Below are 21260 nucleotides of genomic sequence, written 5' to 3' on the forward strand. Positions count from 1 at the left end.
GTGCCCCTACGTCATCGACACACCCGCACGGCGACGCCGTGCCCCGGCGCCATCGCCCCACACCCGCACGGCGGATACCGTGCCCCTACGTCATCGACACACCCGCACGGCGACGCCGTGCCCCTACCCCCTGTGACCGACATATGCACCATCCTTGACGCCGGTTCGTGCCGTGCATTTTTTACCGTTGCCGATTGCGGTCGCGCCCACGCAAGAAAGGTGGGATATCGAGATCATCGTTTGAAATAGCCGGACGCACCGGTTGCACCGGTGGCTGCGTCGGTGCCGGTGTCGGCTGCTTGGGCCGCTGCGCCGACGGCCCACCGATCTGGCCCGTCGCTTGGCCGGTACTCGTCGCTGCCGTCGGGTACGAACGGGTGCGTTGCACGTTGCTATTGCGGTTGACATCAAAACCGGTGGCGATCAGCGTAATCTTGATCTCGCCGGGTGGAAAGTTCGGATCGATCACCGCACCGATAATAATGTTGGCATCAGGATCGACCTGCTTCGCCACAATATCAGCCGCCTCGTAGACCTCCATAATCCCCAAATCTTCACCACCGGTGATGTTGAAGAGAACGCCCTTCGCACCATCAATACTTACCTCGAGCAAGGGGCTGGCAATCGCCTGATTCACCGCATCAAGCGCACGAGTATCACCTTTCCCATACCCAACTGCCATCAACGCCGAACCCTGCTGCGCCATAATGGTCTTAACATCGGCGAAATCAACGTTAATCAGACCACGCTGCGTGATCAGGTCGGAGATGCCCTGAATGCCTTGGCGCAATACATCATCGGCCATCATGAAAGCCTGCTGGAACGTCGTATTCTTACTGGCCGTCTGCAACAGGCGATCATTCGGAATAACGATTAATGTATCAACCACCGGGCGCAACTGCTCAATCCCGGCTTCGGCCACTTTACGCCGATGATTCCCCTCAAACGTAAAGGGACGGGTCACAACACCAACCGTCAATGCACCAAGATCGTGGGCAATACCGGCAATAATCGGCGAGGCACCGGTGCCGGTGCCGCCCCCCATACCGGCGGCGACAAAGACCATATCGGCGCCCTTCAACTGCTCGTAAATGTCTTCTTGATTTTCCTCCGCAGCTTTTTGACCGATAACCGGATTACCACCACTGCCAAGACCGCGGGTTAGTTTGTCACCGATCCGGATGCGCACCGGTGCTAACGAGTGCATCAACGCCTGCACATCGGTATTAACGGTAATGAATTCAACCCCCTGCACCCCGGCGGCAATCATGCGATCTACTGCATTGCTGCCGCCGCCGCCAACACCAACAACTTTGATCTGAGCAAAATCTTCGAGTGAGAAGCCATTACTGCTTCGGTCAACCATGTGCGAACCTCCTTGGTGGTGATTATGGCAACAATTCGCGCACCCAGCGGCGGAAGCGCTCGTACAATGACATATCATCAGATGGAGTTTGCTCAGGTGGCCGCCCACCATACCGCATTCCCCACCGCAAAAGCCCTACTGCCGTCGCATATGCCGGTGAGTCGAGTGCGTCGTGAACGCCACCCAAACCACCGGGAATCCCGATTCGGACTGGCAAACCCAAATCTTCGCGGAGTAGCTCATCAAACCGGTTGAGCTGCGCACCGCCACCGGTCAAAACAATCCCGGCCGGCAACATCCCATCGTACCCACTCCGTCGCGCTTCGGCGACGATCAGCTCGATCAATTCCTCGGCACGTGCCTGCAACACTTGTTTGAGTAAATGCGCACTGATCCGCTGTTTTTCGCCTACCGTCAGCGTGTCAGCGTCGATCAGGTCACTTTCATCATCCGGCGCCGGTGGGTTGCCGGCCAGCGCACTGCCGTAGCGCAGTTTGAGATACTCGGCGGTGTTGGGAGGTGTGTGCAGCACATAGACGATATCGTTGGTAAAGTGCTGCCCACCAACCGGTATCACACCGGTATGCCAAACCCCGCCATGGGCAAAGATCGCGAGATCGGTCGTCGCTCCACCGATGTCAATCAGCATAACTCCTTGCTCTTTATCTTCATCGCTAAGCACGGCTTCCGCTGCTGCCAACGGTTGCAACACAAGATCATCAATCTGCACACCGACCCGTTCAACGCTGCGGATCAGGTTTTGAATTGCCATTGCCTCGCCGGTGATGATATGTGTTTCCACTTCCAGTCGTAACCCGCTCATCCCTATCGGGTCGCGAATACCTTCGTTGCCATCGATGACATAAGCGCGCGGAATGATATGAATGATTTCCCGCTGAGTCGGCAATGCTACCGCCTGCGCCGCTTCGATAGCGCGGGCCACATCTTGCCGCGATATACCATCGGGATTCTGCACCGCTGCAACCCCACGGCTGTTCAGCGATGAAATATGGCGACCGGCAATGCCGACAAAGGCATGGTTGATCCGAAAACCACTCGCACGCTCAGCCTTTTCGACACTCGTTTCGATGGCCGAAGCTGCGTCATCAATATTCACCACTACACCTTTATCAATCCCTCGGCTAGGCACCGTCCCCACACCGAGAATATTCAGTCGCCGACCATCGCCGGCTTGGCCGACAATGGTACAGATTTTGCTTGTGCCAACATCTATACCGACAATGGTTCGTGCCATGGTACGTGCCATAATTGCCTCACTGCCTACCGGAGCCGCAGCTTACGACCTACCGTCGGTGCGGTTCTGATAGAAAGGGTTCATCGGTCGTAAATCCAAATAGGTAAACGGCGTACCGTCGGTGAGCAGATACGCCAAGATCATTAATTTACGGGTAAGGTGCTCGCTCCGTCCAAAAACAATCATTTGATCTTGTTCGGTACGAATAAAGACGCCCAAGCCAAAATCCCAGCCGATCTGAGCCGGACGAAGGCCTAGTTCGTTTGGTAAGCGCCACGCCAGCTCGCGGGCTAACGCTAACGCATCAGGGTCGAGCTGCATCTGCGGCTCAACCGGCAGATTGGAGCTATCGACAATCACCAAAGCATCTGCCGGTGGCGCGACTGTAGCCGATTCAATCACAAACCCCTGGCGGTCTACTAGATAATCGACCCCACCGCTCCGCCAATAGATCACCGGCTGGCGCTCGACAATCACGATCCGTGCTCGATTGGGTAAGATCAGGCTGAGCCGAGCATGTTCGACAAATGGACTGCGGAGCAACGGGGCCACCGCCTGTTCTTCATCGATCAGCCAGATTGGCCACCCGCGCAACGGGACAGCATCGACAATGCGTTCTGGGCTGAGAAACTCAACCCCAACCACCTCGACCGTTTGCACACGGAATTGACTGCTAAAGAGGACGTAGAAGAGTGCTAGGCAGCTAACTATAAACACGGCACCGCTGACGATCCGCCCACTCTGCAAGCCGTCAATGAACCGTCGCCGCCACCCGGGAATTGCCGGTTCAGACGAAGACCGGCGTAACCGCTGCCGGCGTGCAGCAACCCGTTCGCGTGTATTTGGCGGATTGTATTCCATCGTCACCCCTTTACGTAGCCGGCACGCGCCGACCGGGCCAATGCCAACTCAACTAGTCGGTCGAGCAACTGTGGATAGGGTAAACCGCTAGCCGCCCACATTTTGGCGTACATACTGATCGGCGTGAAGCCGGGCATGGTATTGACCTCGTTCAACCAGAGCGTGCCTTGTTCACGGTCAAGGAGAAAATCAACTCGGGCCAGCCCAGCCCCGTCGATCGCTTGAAACGCGCGCTTGGCGAGCGTTTGCACCTGTGCAATCTGCATTTCGGTTAATGCCGCCGGTACTATTGTCTGTGAACCACCGGCGATATACTTCGCGTGGTAGTCGTACCACTCACCGGCAGGAATAATTTCACCGGGAATACTCACGTCAACGTGTTCGTTTCCTAATACCGAGATCTCTATTTCGCGCGCCGGAATGCCCTGCTCAACGACAATCCGTCGGTCATAACGGGCAGCTTCGTGCAAGCCGGTGATCAGTTCAGCTCGATCACGGACTTTACTCACCCCCACACTGCTACCCAAATTGGCCGGTTTAACAAACAACGGGAAGCGCAACGTTGCCTCTATCCGCTCACAGACCATCTCAAGAGCGGCCAATTCATGACGACGTACTAGCACCCACGGTAAGATCGGCAAATCGGCAGCCGCAAACGCAGCCTTCATCAATGCCTTATCCATCCCTACCGCGCTCGCCGCCACTCCACACCCAACGTAAGGACGCCCGGCCAGTTCAAAGAGGCCTTGGATAGTCCCATCTTCACCATAGGGACCATGCAGCACCGGAAAGATGACATCAGCGGGGGGTAACAACCAACCCGGTTCGCCTACACGGCCAAGTTCGCGCACCGGGCCGGGAGCAACCATTGTCGCGCTGGCCGGTAAACGGGACGGATCGGCCGCTGCCATAAGCATCGCCAATGCACCGGGACCATGCCACCAGCGGCCATCTTTACCGATCCCAAGCGCTTCGATCTGGTAGCGATCCGGATCGAGATTGCTCATCACAGCGTGCGCCGACACGAGCGATACTTCGTGTTCGCCACTTTGACCACCAAAAATGACGGCAATCGTGATTGGCTTGCTCATTGGTGACTTCTCCACCTACGTATAGCGATCGTGATAATGATCGTTATTAAAAAACGATCCTGTATCAACAATTTTTCGTATTATTTTGTTCGTGATAATCGTTTTTGACACCTTTTTTCTGCGCCGTCTAATCTGTCAAAACCTAGATAACACGTACTTCCAACTGTAACGTCACCCCAAACCGTTCGGCTACCGTCGTGCGCGCGAGTTCGATCAATGTCAAAATATCGGCGGCCCGTGCCTGACCACGATTAACGATATAGTTAGCATGGATCGGGCTAATCTCGGCATCACCAACACGTGTCCCTTTCAAGCCTGCCGCCTCGATCAAGCGACCGGCACTATCGCCGGGCGGATTTTTGAACACGCTACCACACGAACTTCCTGCCGGTGTTTTCCGTTTCCGTTCGGCGGCAATCGCGCCTATCCGCGCCATCAATACATTCGGATCGGCACGATGCAGACGGAAGCGCCCGGCTAACACGAGTGGCGGGACACCATCAGCCCCTCGCCGTTTAAGAATACTCTCCCGATAGGCATAGCCCAGCTCGGTTACCGGCCAGACTACTCGCTCGCTGCCGTTGAGCAACAGCTCGGCATCGATCAGCACACTTGCCGTATCACCACCATAACACCCCGCATTCCCCACAATCGCACCACCAATCGCACCGGGCAAACCCTCGGCCCACTCAAGCCCGGCCCACCCCATCGCCGCCAACCGACGGGCAGTACCGGCCATCGAGGTCCCGGCTTCGACCCACAATTCCGCCGTCTCACCGTGCTCGTGCAACGCCCAACGTTGGCCGCGATAGGAAGCGATCACTCCAGCAAACCCTTCGTCACGTACCAACAGATTAGTACCACGCCCAACCCAAATCAGTGGCAACCGGTGGGTCATAGCCCATGCCGCCAACACCATCGCCTCATCGGGCGTGGTTGGTTCGGCATAATACTGCGCCGGCCCACCAACCCGCCACGAGGTATGGCGCGACATTGGTTCATTGGGGCGGAGGGCGATTGGCAAGGATTTGTTCATCTATGCCTCCGCATGCATACGCTGAAGCTGCGCAATCACCATCGCTGCCACTCGATCACTATCACCTGCACCGAGCGTCAACACCACATCACCCGGTTGGACCAACGCCACCAATCGCTCTGCTGCGGTGGCAATCCCCCCACCATAGTACGCAACCACCCCCCGCGACACGAGATAGGCAACCAACTCGGTAGCGAGCACCGCCGGATCGCCCTGTTCACGAGCTGGATAAACATCACCGATCAACACGATTGCCGCAGCGTGGCATGCCTCTGGCCACTGTTCCCACAAACTGCGGGTGCGGCTAAAGGTGTGCGGTTGTATGTAAACAACCACCCGCCGACCGGGGTAGCGTTGCTGTGCTGCCGCGATTATTGCTTGCACTTCCGTAGGATGGTGCGCATAATCATCGATCACTGTTACTCCGGCCACTTCGCCATAGACCTCAAACCGGCGGCTACTCCCGCGATAGGTAGCCAACGCTGTTCCGGCTGCTTGCAGATCGGCACCCCAGATCGCCGCTGCCGCCAATGCCGCTGTCGCATTCCGCACATTGTGGATACCGGGCACAGCCAGCGTTACCATCAGGGCGAACCGACGGGCAAAGGTTTGTCGGTCGTAATACCAGAGATCAAATTGCTGTCCCTCGGCAGTTACCGTCACACGACTGGCCGTCCAGTCGAGAGGCGCCAACCGACACGACACCGGATCACAGGTAAGCTGCTCATCGATCCCATACCGGCGGGCCTGACCGTCGACATCGAGCGCCACCGCACCGGGATCATCGGCACACAGCAGCAACCGGCGCCGATCACGCACCTGCCCGGCAAACTCAGCAAACGCGGCGGAATAGTCGGCCGCCGTCGGATAGATATCTGGATGATCCCACTCGACATTCGTAACGATTGCCATCGCCGGCGTCAGCGCCAGAAACACCCGATCATACTCATCGGCCTCGATCACCAACGGCGCCGTCGGATCACCCCACTGCGCACTACCACCCAATGCCGGTACATCGGCACCGATCAAGAAACCGCATGCCACCCCACCACCCCGCAACGCCAACGCCGTCATCGCGCTGGTGGTGGTCTTCCCGTGGGTACCGGCAACGGCAATTACCGGTCGCTGGGCCGACCATGCCTGCCACAGATCGGCGCGGCTCAGGCGGGGAATACCCAACGCCGCCGCCGCTGTCAGTTCAGGATGTTCACCACGAATAGCGGCGGTCGCCAATACCGCATCAGCCCCACGGACATACGCCGGATCGTGGCCTTGCCAAATGCGTACCCCGCGTGCGGCGAGTGCCGTGGTTGCTCGGTTCGTCGTTAAATCCGAACCGCTGACCGTATGCCCCTGATCGAGCAAGAGGTGAGCAATCGCGCTCATCCCTGCCCCGGCAATACCCACAATGTGATAATGACTCACGGCTTCCAGACCTTTGGAAAGTTAAACAAGATCAACAACCCTAAAATCATAAAGAAGATTGCAATCAGCGATGGCAGCAGTAGACTAACATCCGGCAACACATTAAGAAATGTCGCAATTGGACCCTCAAATGTTCCGCCACCGGTGATAAATTCCCGCCAGAACACCACCGTTGCATTTGTCCACAGTAAGGCAATCAGCGCCCCTACGAACAAACCGAGCGGACGCGCCAACCTTTCCTTCGGCGGTCCCTTCCATGCGGCTTTGTTATCAAAATACTTACCTAATAGGATCAAGGCAATAAACGCCATCGCCCGAAAGAACAGCGGTACCTGAAAACCCGGCGTAATCAGAGGATCAAGCGGTGGCACCAAGGTTGGGTCATTCCCGATCAGAAATGCAACAAAACGCGGTGCATTCACCCAAAGCCGGTTAATAACATCAACCACAAACGTACCACCTTGCACACACGTCACATACGCAATGATCGTCCAAAGTGCCACCGTCAATACATTACGCATCCCTTGCTGATAACCGGCATAACCACCAATCGCCATTAGAATCAGCAAGAGTGCCACACCGTTGAGATTGACCGTAATCGCAGTCTGGGCAAGGGGGAGCACTATCCACTGCTCAATCATGCTGAACTCCTCGCAAGATCAATCAGTGCGTCAGCCAATCGTTGCGCCGCGTCAGGACGAGCGAGCACGCGACTTCGCGCTGCCATCTGTTTCCGCATCACCGCATCACTTAGAAGAGTATGTATTGCTTGTGCCAATGGCCCATTGGCCGGATCACCATCCCCGAGCATCGCATGATCGGCGACCTTCATCGCCGCCCCCCGTTGCACCAAATAATCGGCATTTTCATCTTGATGAACATACGGATAGGGCACAAGAACTGCCGGTAAACCAACCGCCGGCAGTTCGGCAAGAGTCGAAGCGCCACTCCGACAGACGGCCACATCAGCCGCCACCAACGCCGCCGTCATACTCTGGGCACTACCACCGGCAAGGTAGGGGAAGAGGAGATAGCGTGCCCGTAGCGCCGGTTCGAGCTGCGCAGCCGTAGCCTCTAACCAAACGTAATCGCCTTCGCGCCCACACACATGAATGATTGTGCAGAGCGGCAATAACGACGGCAAGAGGGCAGCAATCGCACGATTGACACTCCGTGCTCCCCGACTCCCGCCGTACACTAACAACACGAGTTGATCGGGTGCGATCCCAAACGCGCCTCGTGCCGCTTCACGGTCGGTAGTAAACAGCTCAGTACGTACCGGATACCCGGTAATAATCGCCCGGGGATGCCCTTCATACAACCCTAGGCGGGGCAGCGCATCACTTACATTGACTGCCGTGACATCGGCGATTCGGCTTAGGACCTTCACGGCCAACCCCGGCACCACATCGGGTAAATAGATCATCGTTGGCACACGCCGCAGCTTAGCAGCCACGAACAGTGGTACACAGACATAACCACCGGTACCCAAAATGGCTGCCGGTTGCTCACGTCGTAATAACGCGATTGCTGCTCCGATCCCACGCATGAGGATCAGCAGCGATCGCGCGACCTGCACCGGGCCCCGCCCACGAACCGCAGCCGCCGGTAATGACCGGAAGGGAAGTGTACTCTCCTGAGTGACAATCCGCTCTTCCATTCCCCCGACACTTCCCACATAGACCACGTGTGCCCGTTCAGCGAGGGCTTCGGCGACTGCGAGCGCCGGATAGACGTGCCCGCCAGTCCCGCCACCCGAGAGGATAAGCCGTGGCATGCTCGGTACGCTGACGGTACTTTGCCGTTGAAGTAACTGATGATGACCGATCGACATGGCGCGAAATGTTTAACAGGATCCCGATTGCGATCAGACAACTAATCAATGACGAGCTTCCATACGACAGAAACGGTAATGTCAACCCAGTAAACGGAATCAACCCGGTCGTCACTGCAATATTAATAAAAGCCTGAAATACCAACCACGAGGTAATCCCTACCGCGACAAGCGCTGCGAACGGTGTTGGTGCGCGCGCAGCGATCCGATACCCACGAGCCGCAATGATGACAAATACCAGCAAAACCGCGATTGTTCCCCACAATCCCAACTCTTCACCGATAATGGCATAAATGGTATCAGTGTGTGGTTGTGGTAGCCAGAGGTATTTTTGCCGGCTCATGCCGATACCTTGCCCCAAGACACCGCCACTGCCGAAAGCGTAGAGTGAATGAATGATCTGATACCCTTCGGTACTCGCCCGTGACCACGGATCAAGAAAGGCTTCCCATCGACTACTACGGAAGGTGATAATCAGTCCCCAAAACGCGGTAATCGCCAGCAACGCCGCCCCACCAACGTGCCACAGATTCGCTCCTGCCGCGAAGAAAATGGCACCACCGATCAAAACCATCACGATTGTAGTCCCTAAATCGGGCTGCAACATAACCAACCCGCAGATAAAACCAAGGATAACGGCGAAGGGCGCCAAGCCATACGTCACATTGCCGAGCCGATGGCTACGCCGCGACAGCCAGTGGGCAAAGTAAATGATCATCGCCAGCTTGGCAAATTCTGAGGGCTGGACACTAAAAATGCCAAGCCACCCTTCACCGAAACGGATCCACGACCGCGAGCCGTTCACCTCGGTCATACTTGCCGGCAAGATAAGAACGGATACCAGCAAGAGCAATGTTCCTGCCATGAGGTGAATCGAGTAGCGTTGCCAGACCCGATAATCGATCCGCTGAACCACCAACATGGCAACTAACCCGATTATCGCCCCGGTGGCTTGCCGTAAGAGGTAGTAAAACGGGTTGGCGTACAGCACTGTTCCCTCAACGAAACTGGCGCTATAGACCATCACCAAGCCAAACACCGTCAGACCACATACTACGGCTAACAACACCCGATCCGGTGAATGTGTGGTACGGTCAAACAATGGGTTGGCAACAGCTCCATTGTGGTTCGGTCTCATCGTCTAACTTCCTCTGATCAACCATCACCCTTAGGCCGGCTGCACCAAGCGCACCAACACCATCATCCCCAAAGTAAATGCCGTTACCCAGAGCCAGCCTTGCCGCGGAAAACGACGGATCAGTAATGGTGGAAAAAATCGCGAATCAATGGTGAGCCGGGGAGAGAGTGCAAGACTCACCAACACACCACTGACCAATCCGCCCAGATGCCCCCAGTTATCGATGACGCCTTGGGCAGCAAAACCGATCAGCAAGTTGATGACGGCAATGGCGACAATCCCACGTACCTGATCTTGACCGAACTGACCTAATACCTGTCGGTTGAGGTAGTAAAACATGCCTAAGCCGCCGATCAGACCGAAAATAGCCCCGCTTGCCCCAACTGCCGGTGCCGGTGAGAACGCATACGATGCGATACTACCACCCACACCACTGAGGAAGTACAGCACCAGAAAACGGACGTGCCCGTAAAACCGCTCGGTCTCCGGACCCAACACGGAAAGTGCATAGCCGTTAAAAAAGATGTGAATGAGGTTAGCGTGCAGAACGGTTGCCGTCAGCAATCGCCATACCTCACCGGTGGCGATCCGTTCGTTGACCTTTGCCCCCAAAACGACCAGCACCGACAACGTAGGCTGAAAGAATGAACCACTGAGCACACAACTCAAGAGATAGACAATTCCGATTATCCAGAGCAGACTGTAGGTGACAACCGGTCGCGGGATCGCAGGACGCGGCGGTGGTGGTGGCGTGTTCTCCGCCAAGTCGGGGCGACGGCCAAATTCACGTTCAGCCCGGCGTAAAAAGGCTTCGATCTCATCTGATTCATCAGGTGGACGGGTCATAACCTACTCCCCGGCGTGAGCGGCGGCTAACTCGCGCACGATACGACGAAACGCTTCACCACGATGAAATTCGTTCCGAAACATTCCGAAACTCGCGCATCCGGGCGAAAGTAACACTGCACCACCGGGTTGCGCCAACCTGCGTGCTGCCTGTACGGCTGTACTCAGATTATCAAACGGCCCATGGACCGGTAACGTCGGTTTGTACGATCTCAGCAAGGTTTGTAAGCGCGGTGTGGCACTTCCGTCCAACAGAACAACTTTTGCTGCACGTTCGGCAATCGTGGTCGCCAACGCCGGCAGATCGAGGTCTTTATCAGCCCCGCCGGCAATGAGTACCACCGGACCCGGTACCGTCGCCAATGCAGCAGCCGTAGCCGCAGGGTTGGTAGCAGTTGTGTCGTTGATGTATCGCACACCATCAATAACCGCTACCAGCTCGAGCCGATGTTCAACGCCGGTCACCCGGTGCAGTGCCGCTACAATTGCTGCCGGATCGATCCCAAACCGGTAGGCGAGTACTGCGGCAGCCAAGGCATTCGCTGCATTATGATCGCCGGGTAGCCGTAGATCAGAGCGATGGAACAACTCGACATCGCGATAGCGAAACACACCATCGTCGGTCATCGTCGCGTCAGCAGCCGGGTCGGTGAGACTATAACTGATCACTCCCGGTCGTCCCTGTCCCCACTCCCGTGCCTGTACCGGCGGCAGCACCGCCACCCCATCCGGTCCCTGATGAGCCATAATCTGTCGTTTGGCATTGACATAGGCAGTCAACGAACCGTGCCAATTGAGATGATCTACACCCACATTCGTCACCAGCGCATACGATGGACTGCATCGTGCCTCACCGAGCCGTTCGAGCTGAAAACTGCTCAGTTCCAGCACCACCGGCGTCTGTGGCCCGATCTGATCGAGCGTCTCAAGCGCCGAAACCCGTAAATTGCCTGCGACAACAGTGTCGGGGTAGCGTTGTCGGATCATCTCGGCTAACAGGAGAGTAGTGGTCGTCTTACCTTTGGTACCGGTCACACCGAGGATAGGACCCGGACATGCGCGAAAAAAGAGAGTCATTTCCGTTTCAATGGGGATGTCGCACGAACGTGCTAACGCCAACCACGGCGAATCGGGGCGTACCGCCGGATTCACCACCAGCATATCGGCAGAACACACGTCTTCAGCCCGATGCTCACCCAGGGTATACCGCACCTGTTTCCCCAATTCGGCGGCAAAAGCGTTAAGGCGGGCAATTGAATCAGCCAGCGCCTCGGGCGAAGCGAGGTCGGTCACCGTTACGTCAGCTCCGTGGCGCAACAGCCAACGAGCAACCCCCAACCCACCGCCATGCACGCCTAAGCCCATGACCAGTACTCGTGCTCCAGCTTTCATTACCGAACCCCATTGGTCTCTTGCACCATCATCGCCGGCAGCTCGACCTGCGTCTGTGACTGCGGTGAACCGAAGATCAACGCCAATGAAATCCCCACCATCGCCGCGACCGTCCCAATTAAAACGAAACGTTGGGTTACCTGTGGTTGGCTCCAGCCGAGCAATTCAAAATGGTGGTGGAGTGGCGCCATCTTAAACACCCGCCGACCCTCGCCATAGCGCCACTTTGTCCATTTAAAGTAACCGGTTTGGATGAGCGTCGAGAGCGCTTCAACCACAAAGACAATCCCAATGACCGGTAAGAGGATCCACTGCTGCGACTGTAGCGCAACAACGGCCAACGTTGCCCCCAACGACAACGCCCCTAAATCCCCCATAAATACTTGCGCCGGATAAGCGTTGTACCAGAGAAATGCGGCGCACGCCCCGACCACGGTAAAACAGAAGGCCATGAGATTGGTTAAACGCGGCTCAGCAAGAAAGGTGATCACACCGTAGGCACCAAAAGCAAGCGCCAGATTCCAACCGGCCAGACTATCCAACCCATCGGTAATATTGACGGCATTGGAGATAAACACAATAATCAGGACAGCGATTGGGATGAACCACAACCCAATATTGACCTCGCCGACAAAGGGTATCTGTACCAGACCTTCGTGCTCAAGACCGTAAGGTTGTGGAAGATAGAGGGCTAAACTGGCCATAAACGCCACTGCCGTCATTATCCAAAACTTAAACCGTACCGTAAAACCGTGGGTTTTAGAACGGGTACCGGTCAGCGAGAGCCAGTCGTCGATAGCGCCTAACACGGCGAAGCTGATCATAACACCTAGTGGTAGTAGCATCGACCAGCGATCGACCAGATTAAAGAGGACGGTCAAGATCACCACAGTGCTTACGATCATCACGCCGCCCATTGTTGGAGTGCCCACCTTCACGAGATGGCTCTGGGGACCATCGGGTCGAATCCGCTTCCCCAACTTATGTTTGCGGGCAAAGCGTACCCACCATCCACCGACGATCAAGGTCAAGATAAACGCTGCGGCAGCGAGCAACAAGGCACGCGCCATATCTTGTACGAGTACTGCACGAAGAACACTCACACAACTGCTCCTGTGGTGATCGGATGAACTACCTTGCCTGATGCAACACCTTCGCCATACGATAACCGGCTAGCCTTGCAGCGCGGTGACGATCGTCTCCATCTGCACCCCGCGCGAACCCTTAACAAGTAGGCAATCACCAGCTTGGATGAGTGAGCGCAATCGGTCTATCGCCGCATCGTTATCGGCACACACGATAACCTGCGCCTCTACCATACCGGCTGCCCGTGCTGCGGCAGCTACCGTCTGGGCTTGGCGCCCAACCGCCACCAACAGATCGGCCGTTCGCGCCGCCGCCGCACCAACCTGTCGGTGTCCCTCTTCGGCAGCCGAACCCAGCTCCAGCATTTCACCCAAAACGGCAATCCGGCGGCCAGGTGTCTCAGCTAATACCTCGAGAGCAGCAATGGTTGAAAGCGGCGCAGCGTTGTAGGTATCATCGATAATCGTCACCCCTTGTTGCCCGTTCACAATCCGCAAGCGCAACCGTTCACCGGGATCGCGCAAGCCGGTAGCAATCGCTTCCCAGTCCAGTCCTAACACCAATGCAGCGGCAATTGCAGCCAACGCGGTGTAGGCATGGTGACGGCCAATCAGTGGCGTCTGTAGATGGTGCTGCTCACCTTGGTACTCAACGGTCAGCTCGATCCCATACAAGCCATGGCTGATAACCTCTACTGCACGCACATCGGCGTGCAGTGCAAAGCCGTAGGTGACCACATGCGCCGGCGTGCGCGTAGCCATCGCCGCGACGCGCGGGTCATCGGCATTGAGGATACACCAGCCATCGGGTGGGAGCGATTCGGGCAATTCGGCTTTGGCGTTGGCAATCGCCTCGATACTGCCCAATCGCTCCAAATGCGACGGGCCAACATTCGTCACAATCCCGATGTGAGGGCGGGCCAGTGCCGCTAAAAAACGGATCTCGCCCGCCGCCCACATCCCCATTTCGAGCACTGCGACTTGATGGTCGGCAGTCAACCCGAGCAAGGTAGCCGGCAATGTTATATCACTATTAAAGCTCCGTTGACTTTTTAAGGTACGTAGCCGCTGACTTATCACAGCCGCGACGACCTCTTTCGTTGAGGTCTTGCCCACACTACCGGTGATACCGATCACCGTTGGCGTGAACATCCGCCGATGGTAGACAGCCGCGCGCTGTAATGCACAGAGCGGGTCGTCTACAGCGATGAAGAGGCACGCTTCTGGCGTCAGAGTCGCCAATGCGCTACCGTCACTCGGCTCGATCAGCCGCCATGGCCGAGCCACCGCCGACAAATCCGGTGCTAATGCGGCCAATTTCGCCGGCGAAACGAGTGCGGCAGCCGCACCGCGTGCCACAACATCGGGTAAGTATAAATGTCCATCGGTACGTTCGCCGGTTAGCGCCACGAAGAGAGAGCCTGGCCTCACCTCGCGCGAATCGACGACGACCGGCCCGATCTGCCGGTCGGCCCACGACGGTGGTATGTGGACTACTTGCCGCGTCGCACGTGGTTGTACTGCGTACAATAAGTTGTCGAGCCTGATCAACACACCCTCCCACAGCCAATATGTGCGCTGCACGCATTATGGAGGCCATTATAGCATCTCCCTTCTGTCCTCTTCGGCTGTGCCACCATCGTCCTACCTGATAGCAGGATGAGAGTGGGTTGACCAACATGCTATCCTCCTAGGGTTGCCCCGGACTTACTAAGGTGCGATCCGGAGGGAGATGGATGTAACGCAGTAATTGATCAACGACGTTGTAGTAGACCGGAATTGCGGTCAAGACACCGAGCGTATCCTTCTTGGGCCGGTCAATCTTCACCAGCACGACAAACCGTGGATCATCAACCGGCGCAATCCCCAACACCGAACCAATCGTGTAGGTCGGGTCGTAACCACCACCGGACAAAGGAATGGAAGCGGTACCGGTTTTGGCAGCAACCCGATAACCGGGAACCAACCATTGATCACTCCAATTACCGGTACGCGGTCCCCAGATTACCGGTGCATAGTGATTGGCCGAGTCAACCAACATCTCACGTACAGCACGGGCTACCTCCGGCTCAATCGGTGTCCCGGCGACCCGTGGTGTGGTCTGCACACAATCACCATTACGGCATATTCGCTGTACCACGTAGGGTTGCATCATCACTCCATCGTTTGCAATGGCTGCTGCCGCCTGCACTAACTGGAGGGGCGTCACCGAAATCGCCTGGCCGTAGGCATTGACCAAGAAGGTCAGAGGGTTGTAGCCGGGGCTACCGTAGAAATTGACAATACCGCTCTCTTCGCCGGCCAAATCAACTCCGGTTGGTTGACCGAAACCGAAGCGGGTTAGGGTGCGGTAGAAGACTTCCGGCCCGGTCAGTTCGTTAAACTGCAATGCCGCAACATTGCTCGAATAGTAGAGCATCCCACCAAGCGTGAGTGCTCCGTGGGGCGCACCATCAAAATTCCGCAATGTGTTGCCGTAACGTACCACCCATCCCGGATCATCAACGGTGGTCGTAGTCGTCACTGCCCCTGAACTGAGTGCAGCGCTGGCGGTGATCATCTTAAATGTACTCCCCGGCTCATAGACTGTCCCAATTGCCGGATTGCGACCGTAGACTTCCGGTGGATAGTCTTGCCAACGATTGGGATCAAAAAATGGCCAATTCGCCATCGCAAGGATAGCACCGGTTCGCGGGTCGAGCACCAAGATCGAACCACCATCGGCATTCTGTTCATCAATGGCCTGTTTGAGTTCACGTTCGGCAACCTGCTGAATAAACGGATCGATGGTCAGTTGCAGATCGGCGCCATCTTGTGGCGGTAAGGTGCGCGAAAGACTGGTCGCAATCGGATTCCGAGCAGGATCAAACTCACCTTCGATTTTTCCTTCAGAACCCCGTAACACCTGATCATAAAACGCCTCGATCCCGCTAATACCTTCACCGTTTAGGTTAATCGCACCGACCACATACGCCGCAGTCATACCCTGCGGATAGAACCGCATCGGCTCGTACACTAAGCGGAGGCCGGGTAGGTCCAGGGCAGCAAGCTGTTCTGCCACCTCCGGTTCAAGCCAACGGACCAAACGCACCCATTGGCGATCAGAGCGCAATGCCGACAGAATCGATTCAGCGGGAACACCGGTCGCGCCGGCCACGAGCAGTGCAATTTCCGCTTTTCGTTCCACCGGCACCTGCGGTGGAACGGCAAATAGGCTCTGCCGTTCCACATCCATTGCCAGCACAATGCCCTTTGCATCAGTAATCTGACCGCGTCGCGGTGCGAGCAGCGTCGGTGTTTCGACCTCAAGTCGCGCTTTGCTTGCTAACTCATAGCTGCGCACAACTTGCAGATCGACCAACCGTACCGCGATCACGACCACCATGGTGAGGCAGATCAGCAGTAACACGTGCAGCCGCCAGCTAGCCAACCGACCAACTGGTGGTGTGATGGTGGTGGTTGGCGCAGATGATGTTGAACGGCGGGTCGTAGCAGCCATACGTCGTTACTCATCGAGATCGGGTAACTGTGGAATACGAACGTAACGGATCTGATCAGGGGTCGGCTGACGAAAACCCAATTCGGTGGCCCGCTTCAGCCGTGCTTCAACCGATTGCACGCGAGCCATCTGTTCTTGCAACCGCGAATACTCGCGGGTAAGCTGCACCTGCTGTTGACGCAACTCGACCAACTCATAATTCATCCGCACCACCAACCCGGACTGCACAAGGGTGATTAGACTGAGTAGGCAGCAGATCAATACCAGGAGCAATATGTAGCGTGCCCCATCGAGGCGGAGATAACGTGAGAGATCGATCCGACGTAACCGGACACGCCCCAGAATGGCAGGAATTTGTTCGCTTCGGACGGCCATACCTTCCTCTCTTGCCAACCCAATACCCCTATGCAATCCGCGTCGCAACCCGCAGCTTTGCACTGCGCGCGCGGGGATTGGTCGCCACTTCATCATCGGCTGCCATGAGCGGCTTCTTGGTATTGATCACCAAGCGGGGGGTTGCACCCTCGGCTTCAGCACGCATAAACTGCTTCACTATCCGATCTTCGAGCGAATGAAAGCTTATCACAGCCAACCGGCCACCCGGTGCAAGCAGATGAACCGCCTGCGGTAACGCCGCTGCCAGCCGGTCGAGTTCACGGTTAACGGCAATCCGCAAGGCCTGAAAGGTACGTGTCGCCGGGTGGATCCGCCCCCGGCGCTCACCCACAACCCGTGTGATCACGGCTGCCAGATCGGCAGTACGCTGAAACAACTGAGTACGACGACGTTCGACAATCGCACGGGCAATCCGCCGAGCCGCGTGTTCTTCGCCGTATTGAAAGATGATGTCGGCTAATTCTCGTTCACTCAAGGTATTGACCAAATCGGCAGCAGTCGAACCTTGGGTCGGATCAAGCCGCATATCAAGCGGACCATCGGCGGCGAACGAAAACCCACGTTCCGGTGTATCAAGCTGATACGACGACACCCCAAGATCGAACAAGACACCATCAACGTTGATAAAGCCGGCCTCACCGGCGATCACGGCCAAATCGGCGAACGAACCATGACACAATACCGCGTGCTCGCGCAGACCTGCCTCAGCCAAACGGTCAGCGGTAGCAACCAGTGCCGCCGGATCAGCATCAATACCAAGTAACCGACCACCGGGCTGAGCTGCTTGCAGCACTGCCAGTGCATGGCCACCACCACCGACTGTTGCGTCGATATAGCGACCACCGGGCCGTGGTGCAAGTGCGGCAACCACTTCGGCCACCATTACTGGTATGTGCTGGAACGTCACCGCCATCAAATCCCCAACTTCCGCATTTGTTCATCAAAGCGCGGCCCCTGGCTTACTAACCGCTCTTCGACCTCACGCCAGCGTTCCGGTGACCACACCTCGATAAAGGCATCAAGCCCGATCAGTATCGCCTGATCGGCCAACCCGCCAATTTCGCGCAGGTTCTGGGGCAAAAGGATACGCCCCTGCCGATCCATCTCTTGCTCCGAGGCATTGGCAAAGAGTAACCGGCGCAGCATGCGCGCATCTTCATCAACCAACGACAACGAGCTGACCCGACGGGTGAGATCGCTCCAAAACGGCAGTGGAAAGATGAGCAGACACCGGTCGAAACCACGGGTAAGCACCATGCCACCGGCCAGTTCTGCCCGAAAGCGTGCCGGAATGGCCAGGCGGCCTTTTTCATCGATGGCATGTTCGTGGGTACCTAAAAACACGGTGCAGTTTTCCCACTTGCAGGAAAAGCTCCCACTTTTCCCCACTTTTCCCCACCTACCACCACATTATAGCCGACATACCTCATGGCTTCAAGCCATGAAAGTATCTACTAATCATGACAGTTTGGTTTCAAACTGCCTAAAAGGCAAGATCGAGTAGAATATTTGTACGAATACGAGAAGAAAGTGAGGAACATATGAGCGAATCATTTGATCAACTTAGCCATTTGGATGCTGCGGGTCGGGCTCGGATGGTTGATGTTGGGAACAAAGCGGTTACAGCGCGAGAAGCCATTGCCCGTGGGCGGGTCGTTATGCAACCGGCGACACTTCAACTGATTGTGAGTGGGGGTACGCCAAAAGGTGATGTGTTGGCGGTAGCGCGTGTCGCCGGTATTATGGCGGCAAAACGCACCGCCGAACTGATTCCCTTATGTCATCTTCTCAACCTTAGCCATGCTAGCGTCAACTTTACCCCTGATCCGGCAGGCAATGCGTTGGAAATCGAAGCGACGGTCCGTTGCACCGGTCAAACCGGGGTGGAAATGGAAGCGCTGACGGCGGTCAGTGTCGCGGCACTGACCATCTACGATATGTGCAAGGCTGTTGATAAGACCATGCAAATCGACGGGATTCGGCTGATTGCCAAGCGAGGTGGGCGCAGCGGCGACTGGCAGCGTGAAGAGTCGGCTTGACGTTGAACATATGTTCTGGTATACTAACGCAAAGGCCGCTAAGATCGCCGAGGTGTGTCACTGAGAGCAGCCTCCACCGCCGACATTATCGTTTGCCATTGTCGAAATGCTATCAGAAAGAGAGATCGGTTATGGCGCGCAAATCACTAACTCCAGCTACTCCATCACCTGCTGCTATCAACTCTTCAACGGCAACACCTGCTCAATCGAGCGAATTCACGTTTCGTCGGCAGCCACCTTTTTTGATGTGGTACGATGACAATCCCAAAACCCTGGTAGTGCAGAAGATTGCCGCGGCGATTAACGCTTACAAGGCTCGCTTCCCTGGGGTAGAACCAACGTTGGTGTTGGTGAACGAGGCCGAAGTTGTACCGGTTGATGGTATTACGGTGCGTGGGATGGTGACGGTGAGTCGGCATACGTATTGGGTGGGACAGATTTGAGCTAGTATGTCAAGGGGAGAACGCACGGCTGTGCGCGTCCCCGCCGGCTGTGCCTCTCCGTCGGTTGTCCGCATCCCCGCCGGTCGTGCGCTTCTTCACAGGCAGCACGTCCTTGCCGGCTGTCTCTCCTTGCCCCTACTTCTTAACGCGATTGGGTATCGAGATAGGCTAGACCTTCTTGCGCGTAGGGATTATCGGGGTCGAGTGCCAATACGTTTTCGAGAGCTACCCGCTGATCCTCAGGATCATCAACTGCACCGCTCAACCAAAGCCACGCTTCCGGGATCTGTTCGTTCAGCTCGACCAATTCGAGTAACAGTTCACGGGCGCGCGCTTTATCACCACGTACCAGAGCTTGTGCCCCTTCGTACAACAGGCGCGCTTGATGCCGATCAAGGGTTGGCATGGTTTATTCCTCACGTTGCCACAATTGTTCGGTGAGACAGAGATCGTATCTGCCCCGGCCATCACCTATCTGCGTCCACCTTGGCGGGCAACCTGCACGACCTCGGCAAGTATACTTAGCGCGATCTCTTCCGGCGTCTTGGCTCCAATCGGTAGCCCAATTGGGCCATGAATGCGGGCCAGCTCTTCCGGGGTAAATCCCTCGGCAGCCAACCGTTCGAGGCGGCGAGTATGCGTTTTTGGGCTGCCCAATGCGCCAATGTAGCGCGCCGGCGAGCGTAAAGCAACCCGCAACGCCGGATCGTCGAGCTTGGGATCGTGGGTGAGCACTGCCACACTGCTGCGCGCATCGAGCCGCCCGGCTAACGCCTCATCAGGCCATGCGATGATTAATTCATCAACATGACCAAACCGCTCGTCGGTGGCAAATGCTTCACGGGCATCGATCACGACGGTCCGAAAACCGACTACCTTCGCCATTGCGGCTAGAGCAATGCTGATATGCACACCTCCGACCATAAACAGCGTCGGTGGTGGGGCAAAACTCTCGACAAAAATCATCACCTCAGGCGACAATGCGACAGTTTGAGTTTCGCCTTGCGCCAGCAACGGTAACGCTGCTTGCACCGCCTGCGCCGTGAGCGTAGGATCGCCGAGATCACCGAACGTCTGTCCGTCCGGGGTGCAGGCCATCTTCGCGCCAACCGGCCCTCCCGCCAGCACCGTAATCGTCGCCAACGAGCGACCGTTACGCACCGCATCACGCACTAGTTCGTAAATAGTACCCATCATGCTTTCTCGCTCCGATAGTGATCGTAGAGATCGCGGCGCTAACGCAACGGCTCGACCAGCACATCAATCGTACCACCACAAGCTAACCCTACATCCCACGCCGTCTCATCAGTGACACCGAAATGGAGTAAGCGCGCTTGTCCGGTCGCGATTGCCTCTTGGCAGGCCTCAAACACCGCACCTTCGATACAACCACCACTGACCGAACCGACCATTGCACCACTCGACGAGACCGCCATCTTCGCACCCACTTGCCGTGGCGATGACCCCATCGTGCGCACAACCGTCGCAATCGCTACCCGTTCGCCACGGGCCAGCCACCGATCAATTGCGTCGATAATATCGTGCATTGTGCAT

At 56.6% G+C, this 21260-nt stretch carries 22 protein-coding genes; 2 read left to right on the forward strand and 20 right to left on the reverse strand.

Features of this window, described 5'->3' with window-relative positions; genetic code table 11:
- Positions 1 to 181 precede the first annotated feature (181 nt).
- The 17 genes from ftsZ to mraZ form a co-directional block, all read right to left on the reverse strand.
- Complete coding sequence (gene ftsZ / locus AC01ZF_RS00005; RefSeq protein WP_424674784.1) at positions 182 to 1366, reverse strand: cell division protein FtsZ; 1185 nt, start codon at positions 1364 to 1366, stop codon at positions 182 to 184.
- 22 nt (positions 1367 to 1388) lie between these two features.
- Positions 1389 to 2633 carry a cell division protein FtsA gene (gene ftsA / locus AC01ZF_RS00010; protein ID WP_424674785.1) on the reverse strand — a complete coding sequence of 415 codons (1245 nt, stop codon included), beginning with the start codon at positions 2631 to 2633 and terminating at the stop codon, positions 1389 to 1391.
- A gap of 30 nt (positions 2634 to 2663) precedes the next feature.
- A complete protein-coding gene (locus tag AC01ZF_RS00015) occupies positions 2664 to 3482 on the reverse strand; it encodes a cell division protein FtsQ/DivIB (RefSeq protein ID WP_424674786.1) in 819 nt (272 codons plus the stop codon).
- A gap of 2 nt (positions 3483 to 3484) precedes the next feature.
- On the reverse strand, positions 3485 to 4573 hold the full coding sequence (locus tag AC01ZF_RS00020) for a D-alanine--D-alanine ligase family protein (RefSeq protein WP_424674787.1): 1089 nt from the start codon (positions 4571 to 4573) through the stop codon (positions 3485 to 3487).
- A gap of 142 nt (positions 4574 to 4715) precedes the next feature.
- Positions 4716 to 5609, reverse strand: a complete 894-nt coding sequence (murB, locus tag AC01ZF_RS00025) for a UDP-N-acetylmuramate dehydrogenase (protein WP_424674788.1) — start codon at positions 5607 to 5609, stop codon at positions 4716 to 4718.
- On the reverse strand, positions 5610 to 7034 hold the full coding sequence (murC, locus tag AC01ZF_RS00030) for a UDP-N-acetylmuramate--L-alanine ligase (protein WP_424674789.1): 1425 nt from the start codon (positions 7032 to 7034) through the stop codon (positions 5610 to 5612).
- Complete coding sequence (locus AC01ZF_RS00035) at positions 7031 to 7675, reverse strand: hypothetical protein (protein WP_424674790.1); 645 nt, start codon at positions 7673 to 7675, stop codon at positions 7031 to 7033. Before AC01ZF_RS00035 ends, murC begins: the two co-directional genes overlap by 4 nt.
- Positions 7672 to 8811, reverse strand: a complete 1140-nt coding sequence (locus AC01ZF_RS00040) for a UDP-N-acetylglucosamine--N-acetylmuramyl-(pentapeptide) pyrophosphoryl-undecaprenol N-acetylglucosamine transferase (protein ID WP_424674791.1) — start codon at positions 8809 to 8811, stop codon at positions 7672 to 7674. Before AC01ZF_RS00040 ends, AC01ZF_RS00035 begins: the two co-directional genes overlap by 4 nt.
- Positions 8732 to 10006, reverse strand: a complete 1275-nt coding sequence (ftsW, locus tag AC01ZF_RS00045; RefSeq protein ID WP_476574999.1) for an FtsW/RodA/SpoVE family cell cycle protein — start codon at positions 10004 to 10006, stop codon at positions 8732 to 8734. The genes AC01ZF_RS00040 and ftsW overlap by 80 nt, the downstream gene beginning before the upstream one ends.
- A gap of 30 nt (positions 10007 to 10036) precedes the next feature.
- Positions 10037 to 10852, reverse strand: coding sequence for a rhomboid family intramembrane serine protease (locus AC01ZF_RS00050; RefSeq protein WP_424674793.1), 816 nt, complete (start codon positions 10850 to 10852; stop codon positions 10037 to 10039).
- Between the two features lie 3 nt (positions 10853 to 10855).
- A complete protein-coding gene (gene murD, locus AC01ZF_RS00055) occupies positions 10856 to 12244 on the reverse strand; it encodes a UDP-N-acetylmuramoyl-L-alanine--D-glutamate ligase (RefSeq protein ID WP_424674794.1) in 1389 nt (462 codons plus the stop codon).
- The gene (gene mraY, locus AC01ZF_RS00060; protein WP_476575000.1) at positions 12244 to 13347 is read right to left on the reverse strand and encodes a phospho-N-acetylmuramoyl-pentapeptide-transferase; all 1104 of its coding nucleotides are present in this window, start codon (positions 13345 to 13347) and stop codon (positions 12244 to 12246) included. Before mraY ends, murD begins: the two co-directional genes overlap by 1 nt.
- Positions 13348 to 13416: 69 nt before the next feature.
- The gene (locus AC01ZF_RS00065; protein ID WP_424674796.1) at positions 13417 to 14883 is read right to left on the reverse strand and encodes a UDP-N-acetylmuramoyl-tripeptide--D-alanyl-D-alanine ligase; all 1467 of its coding nucleotides are present in this window, start codon (positions 14881 to 14883) and stop codon (positions 13417 to 13419) included.
- Between the two features lie 136 nt (positions 14884 to 15019).
- On the reverse strand, positions 15020 to 16828 hold the full coding sequence (locus AC01ZF_RS00070; protein WP_424674797.1) for a peptidoglycan D,D-transpeptidase FtsI family protein: 1809 nt from the start codon (positions 16826 to 16828) through the stop codon (positions 15020 to 15022).
- Between the two features lie 6 nt (positions 16829 to 16834).
- A complete protein-coding gene (locus AC01ZF_RS00075; RefSeq protein WP_424674798.1) occupies positions 16835 to 17203 on the reverse strand; it encodes a hypothetical protein in 369 nt (122 codons plus the stop codon).
- 28 nt (positions 17204 to 17231) lie between these two features.
- A complete protein-coding gene (gene rsmH / locus AC01ZF_RS00080; protein ID WP_424674799.1) occupies positions 17232 to 18137 on the reverse strand; it encodes a 16S rRNA (cytosine(1402)-N(4))-methyltransferase RsmH in 906 nt (301 codons plus the stop codon).
- Positions 18137 to 18568 (reverse strand): division/cell wall cluster transcriptional repressor MraZ, encoded by a 432-nt coding sequence (gene mraZ / locus AC01ZF_RS00085; RefSeq protein ID WP_424674800.1) that lies wholly within the window; start codon positions 18566 to 18568, stop codon positions 18137 to 18139. The genes rsmH and mraZ overlap by 1 nt, the downstream gene beginning before the upstream one ends.
- 197 nt (positions 18569 to 18765) lie before the next feature.
- Here mraZ and moaC point away from each other — a divergent pair, with 197 nt between their 5' ends.
- Positions 18766 to 19263: a cyclic pyranopterin monophosphate synthase MoaC gene (moaC, locus tag AC01ZF_RS00090; protein ID WP_424674801.1), complete on the forward strand. Its 498-nt coding sequence runs from the start codon at positions 18766 to 18768 to the stop codon at positions 19261 to 19263.
- Positions 19264 to 19394: 131 nt separating this feature from the next.
- Complete coding sequence (locus AC01ZF_RS00095; RefSeq protein ID WP_424674802.1) at positions 19395 to 19706, forward strand: hypothetical protein; 312 nt, start codon at positions 19395 to 19397, stop codon at positions 19704 to 19706.
- A gap of 142 nt (positions 19707 to 19848) precedes the next feature.
- Here the strand turns inward: AC01ZF_RS00095 and AC01ZF_RS00100 are convergent, their stop codons facing one another.
- The 3 genes from AC01ZF_RS00100 to AC01ZF_RS00110 form a co-directional block, all read right to left on the reverse strand.
- A complete protein-coding gene (locus tag AC01ZF_RS00100; RefSeq protein WP_424674803.1) occupies positions 19849 to 20112 on the reverse strand; it encodes a hypothetical protein in 264 nt (87 codons plus the stop codon).
- A 65-nt stretch (positions 20113 to 20177) separates the two neighbouring features.
- Positions 20178 to 20903 carry an XdhC family protein gene (locus AC01ZF_RS00105; RefSeq protein ID WP_428113337.1) on the reverse strand — a complete coding sequence of 242 codons (726 nt, stop codon included), beginning with the start codon at positions 20901 to 20903 and terminating at the stop codon, positions 20178 to 20180.
- Positions 20904 to 20941: 38 nt separating this feature from the next.
- Positions 20942 to 21253 (reverse strand): XdhC family protein, encoded by a 312-nt coding sequence (locus tag AC01ZF_RS00110; protein WP_424674805.1) that lies wholly within the window; start codon positions 21251 to 21253, stop codon positions 20942 to 20944.
- Between the last annotated feature and the right edge of the window lie 7 nt (positions 21254 to 21260).

This window comes from Chloroflexus sp. (assembly GCF_056331925.1).

Coding starts and splice junctions, on each gene's coding strand:
- AC01ZF_RS00035 (WP_424674790.1), bottom strand. CDS start 7,675: ATGATTGAGCAGTGGATAGTGCTCCCCCTTGCCCAGACTGCGATTACG.
- AC01ZF_RS00095 (WP_424674802.1), top strand. CDS start 19,395: ATGGCGCGCAAATCACTAACTCCAGCTACTCCATCACCTGCTGCTATC.
- ftsZ (WP_424674784.1), bottom strand. CDS start 1,366: ATGGTTGACCGAAGCAGTAATGGCTTCTCACTCGAAGATTTTGCTCAG.
- murB (WP_424674788.1), bottom strand. CDS start 5,609: ATGAACAAATCCTTGCCAATCGCCCTCCGCCCCAATGAACCAATGTCG.
- AC01ZF_RS00110 (WP_424674805.1), bottom strand. CDS start 21,253: ATGCACGATATTATCGACGCAATTGATCGGTGGCTGGCCCGTGGCGAA.
- moaC (WP_424674801.1), top strand. CDS start 18,766: ATGAGCGAATCATTTGATCAACTTAGCCATTTGGATGCTGCGGGTCGG.
- ftsW (WP_476574999.1), bottom strand. CDS start 10,006: ATGAGACCGAACCACAATGGAGCTGTTGCCAACCCATTGTTTGACCGT.
- AC01ZF_RS00075 (WP_424674798.1), bottom strand. CDS start 17,203: ATGGCCGTCCGAAGCGAACAAATTCCTGCCATTCTGGGGCGTGTCCGG.
- murD (WP_424674794.1), bottom strand. CDS start 12,244: ATGAAAGCTGGAGCACGAGTACTGGTCATGGGCTTAGGCGTGCATGGC.
- ftsA (WP_424674785.1), bottom strand. CDS start 2,633: ATGGCACGTACCATGGCACGAACCATTGTCGGTATAGATGTTGGCACA.
- AC01ZF_RS00040 (WP_424674791.1), bottom strand. CDS start 8,811: ATGCCACGGCTTATCCTCTCGGGTGGCGGGACTGGCGGGCACGTCTAT.
- AC01ZF_RS00050 (WP_424674793.1), bottom strand. CDS start 10,852: ATGACCCGTCCACCTGATGAATCAGATGAGATCGAAGCCTTTTTACGC.
- AC01ZF_RS00100 (WP_424674803.1), bottom strand. CDS start 20,112: ATGCCAACCCTTGATCGGCATCAAGCGCGCCTGTTGTACGAAGGGGCA.
- rsmH (WP_424674799.1), bottom strand. CDS start 18,137: ATGGCGGTGACGTTCCAGCACATACCAGTAATGGTGGCCGAAGTGGTT.
- AC01ZF_RS00070 (WP_424674797.1), bottom strand. CDS start 16,828: ATGGCTGCTACGACCCGCCGTTCAACATCATCTGCGCCAACCACCACC.
- AC01ZF_RS00105 (WP_428113337.1), bottom strand. CDS start 20,903: ATGATGGGTACTATTTACGAACTAGTGCGTGATGCGGTGCGTAACGGT.
- AC01ZF_RS00020 (WP_424674787.1), bottom strand. CDS start 4,573: ATGAGCAAGCCAATCACGATTGCCGTCATTTTTGGTGGTCAAAGTGGC.
- AC01ZF_RS00015 (WP_424674786.1), bottom strand. CDS start 3,482: ATGGAATACAATCCGCCAAATACACGCGAACGGGTTGCTGCACGCCGG.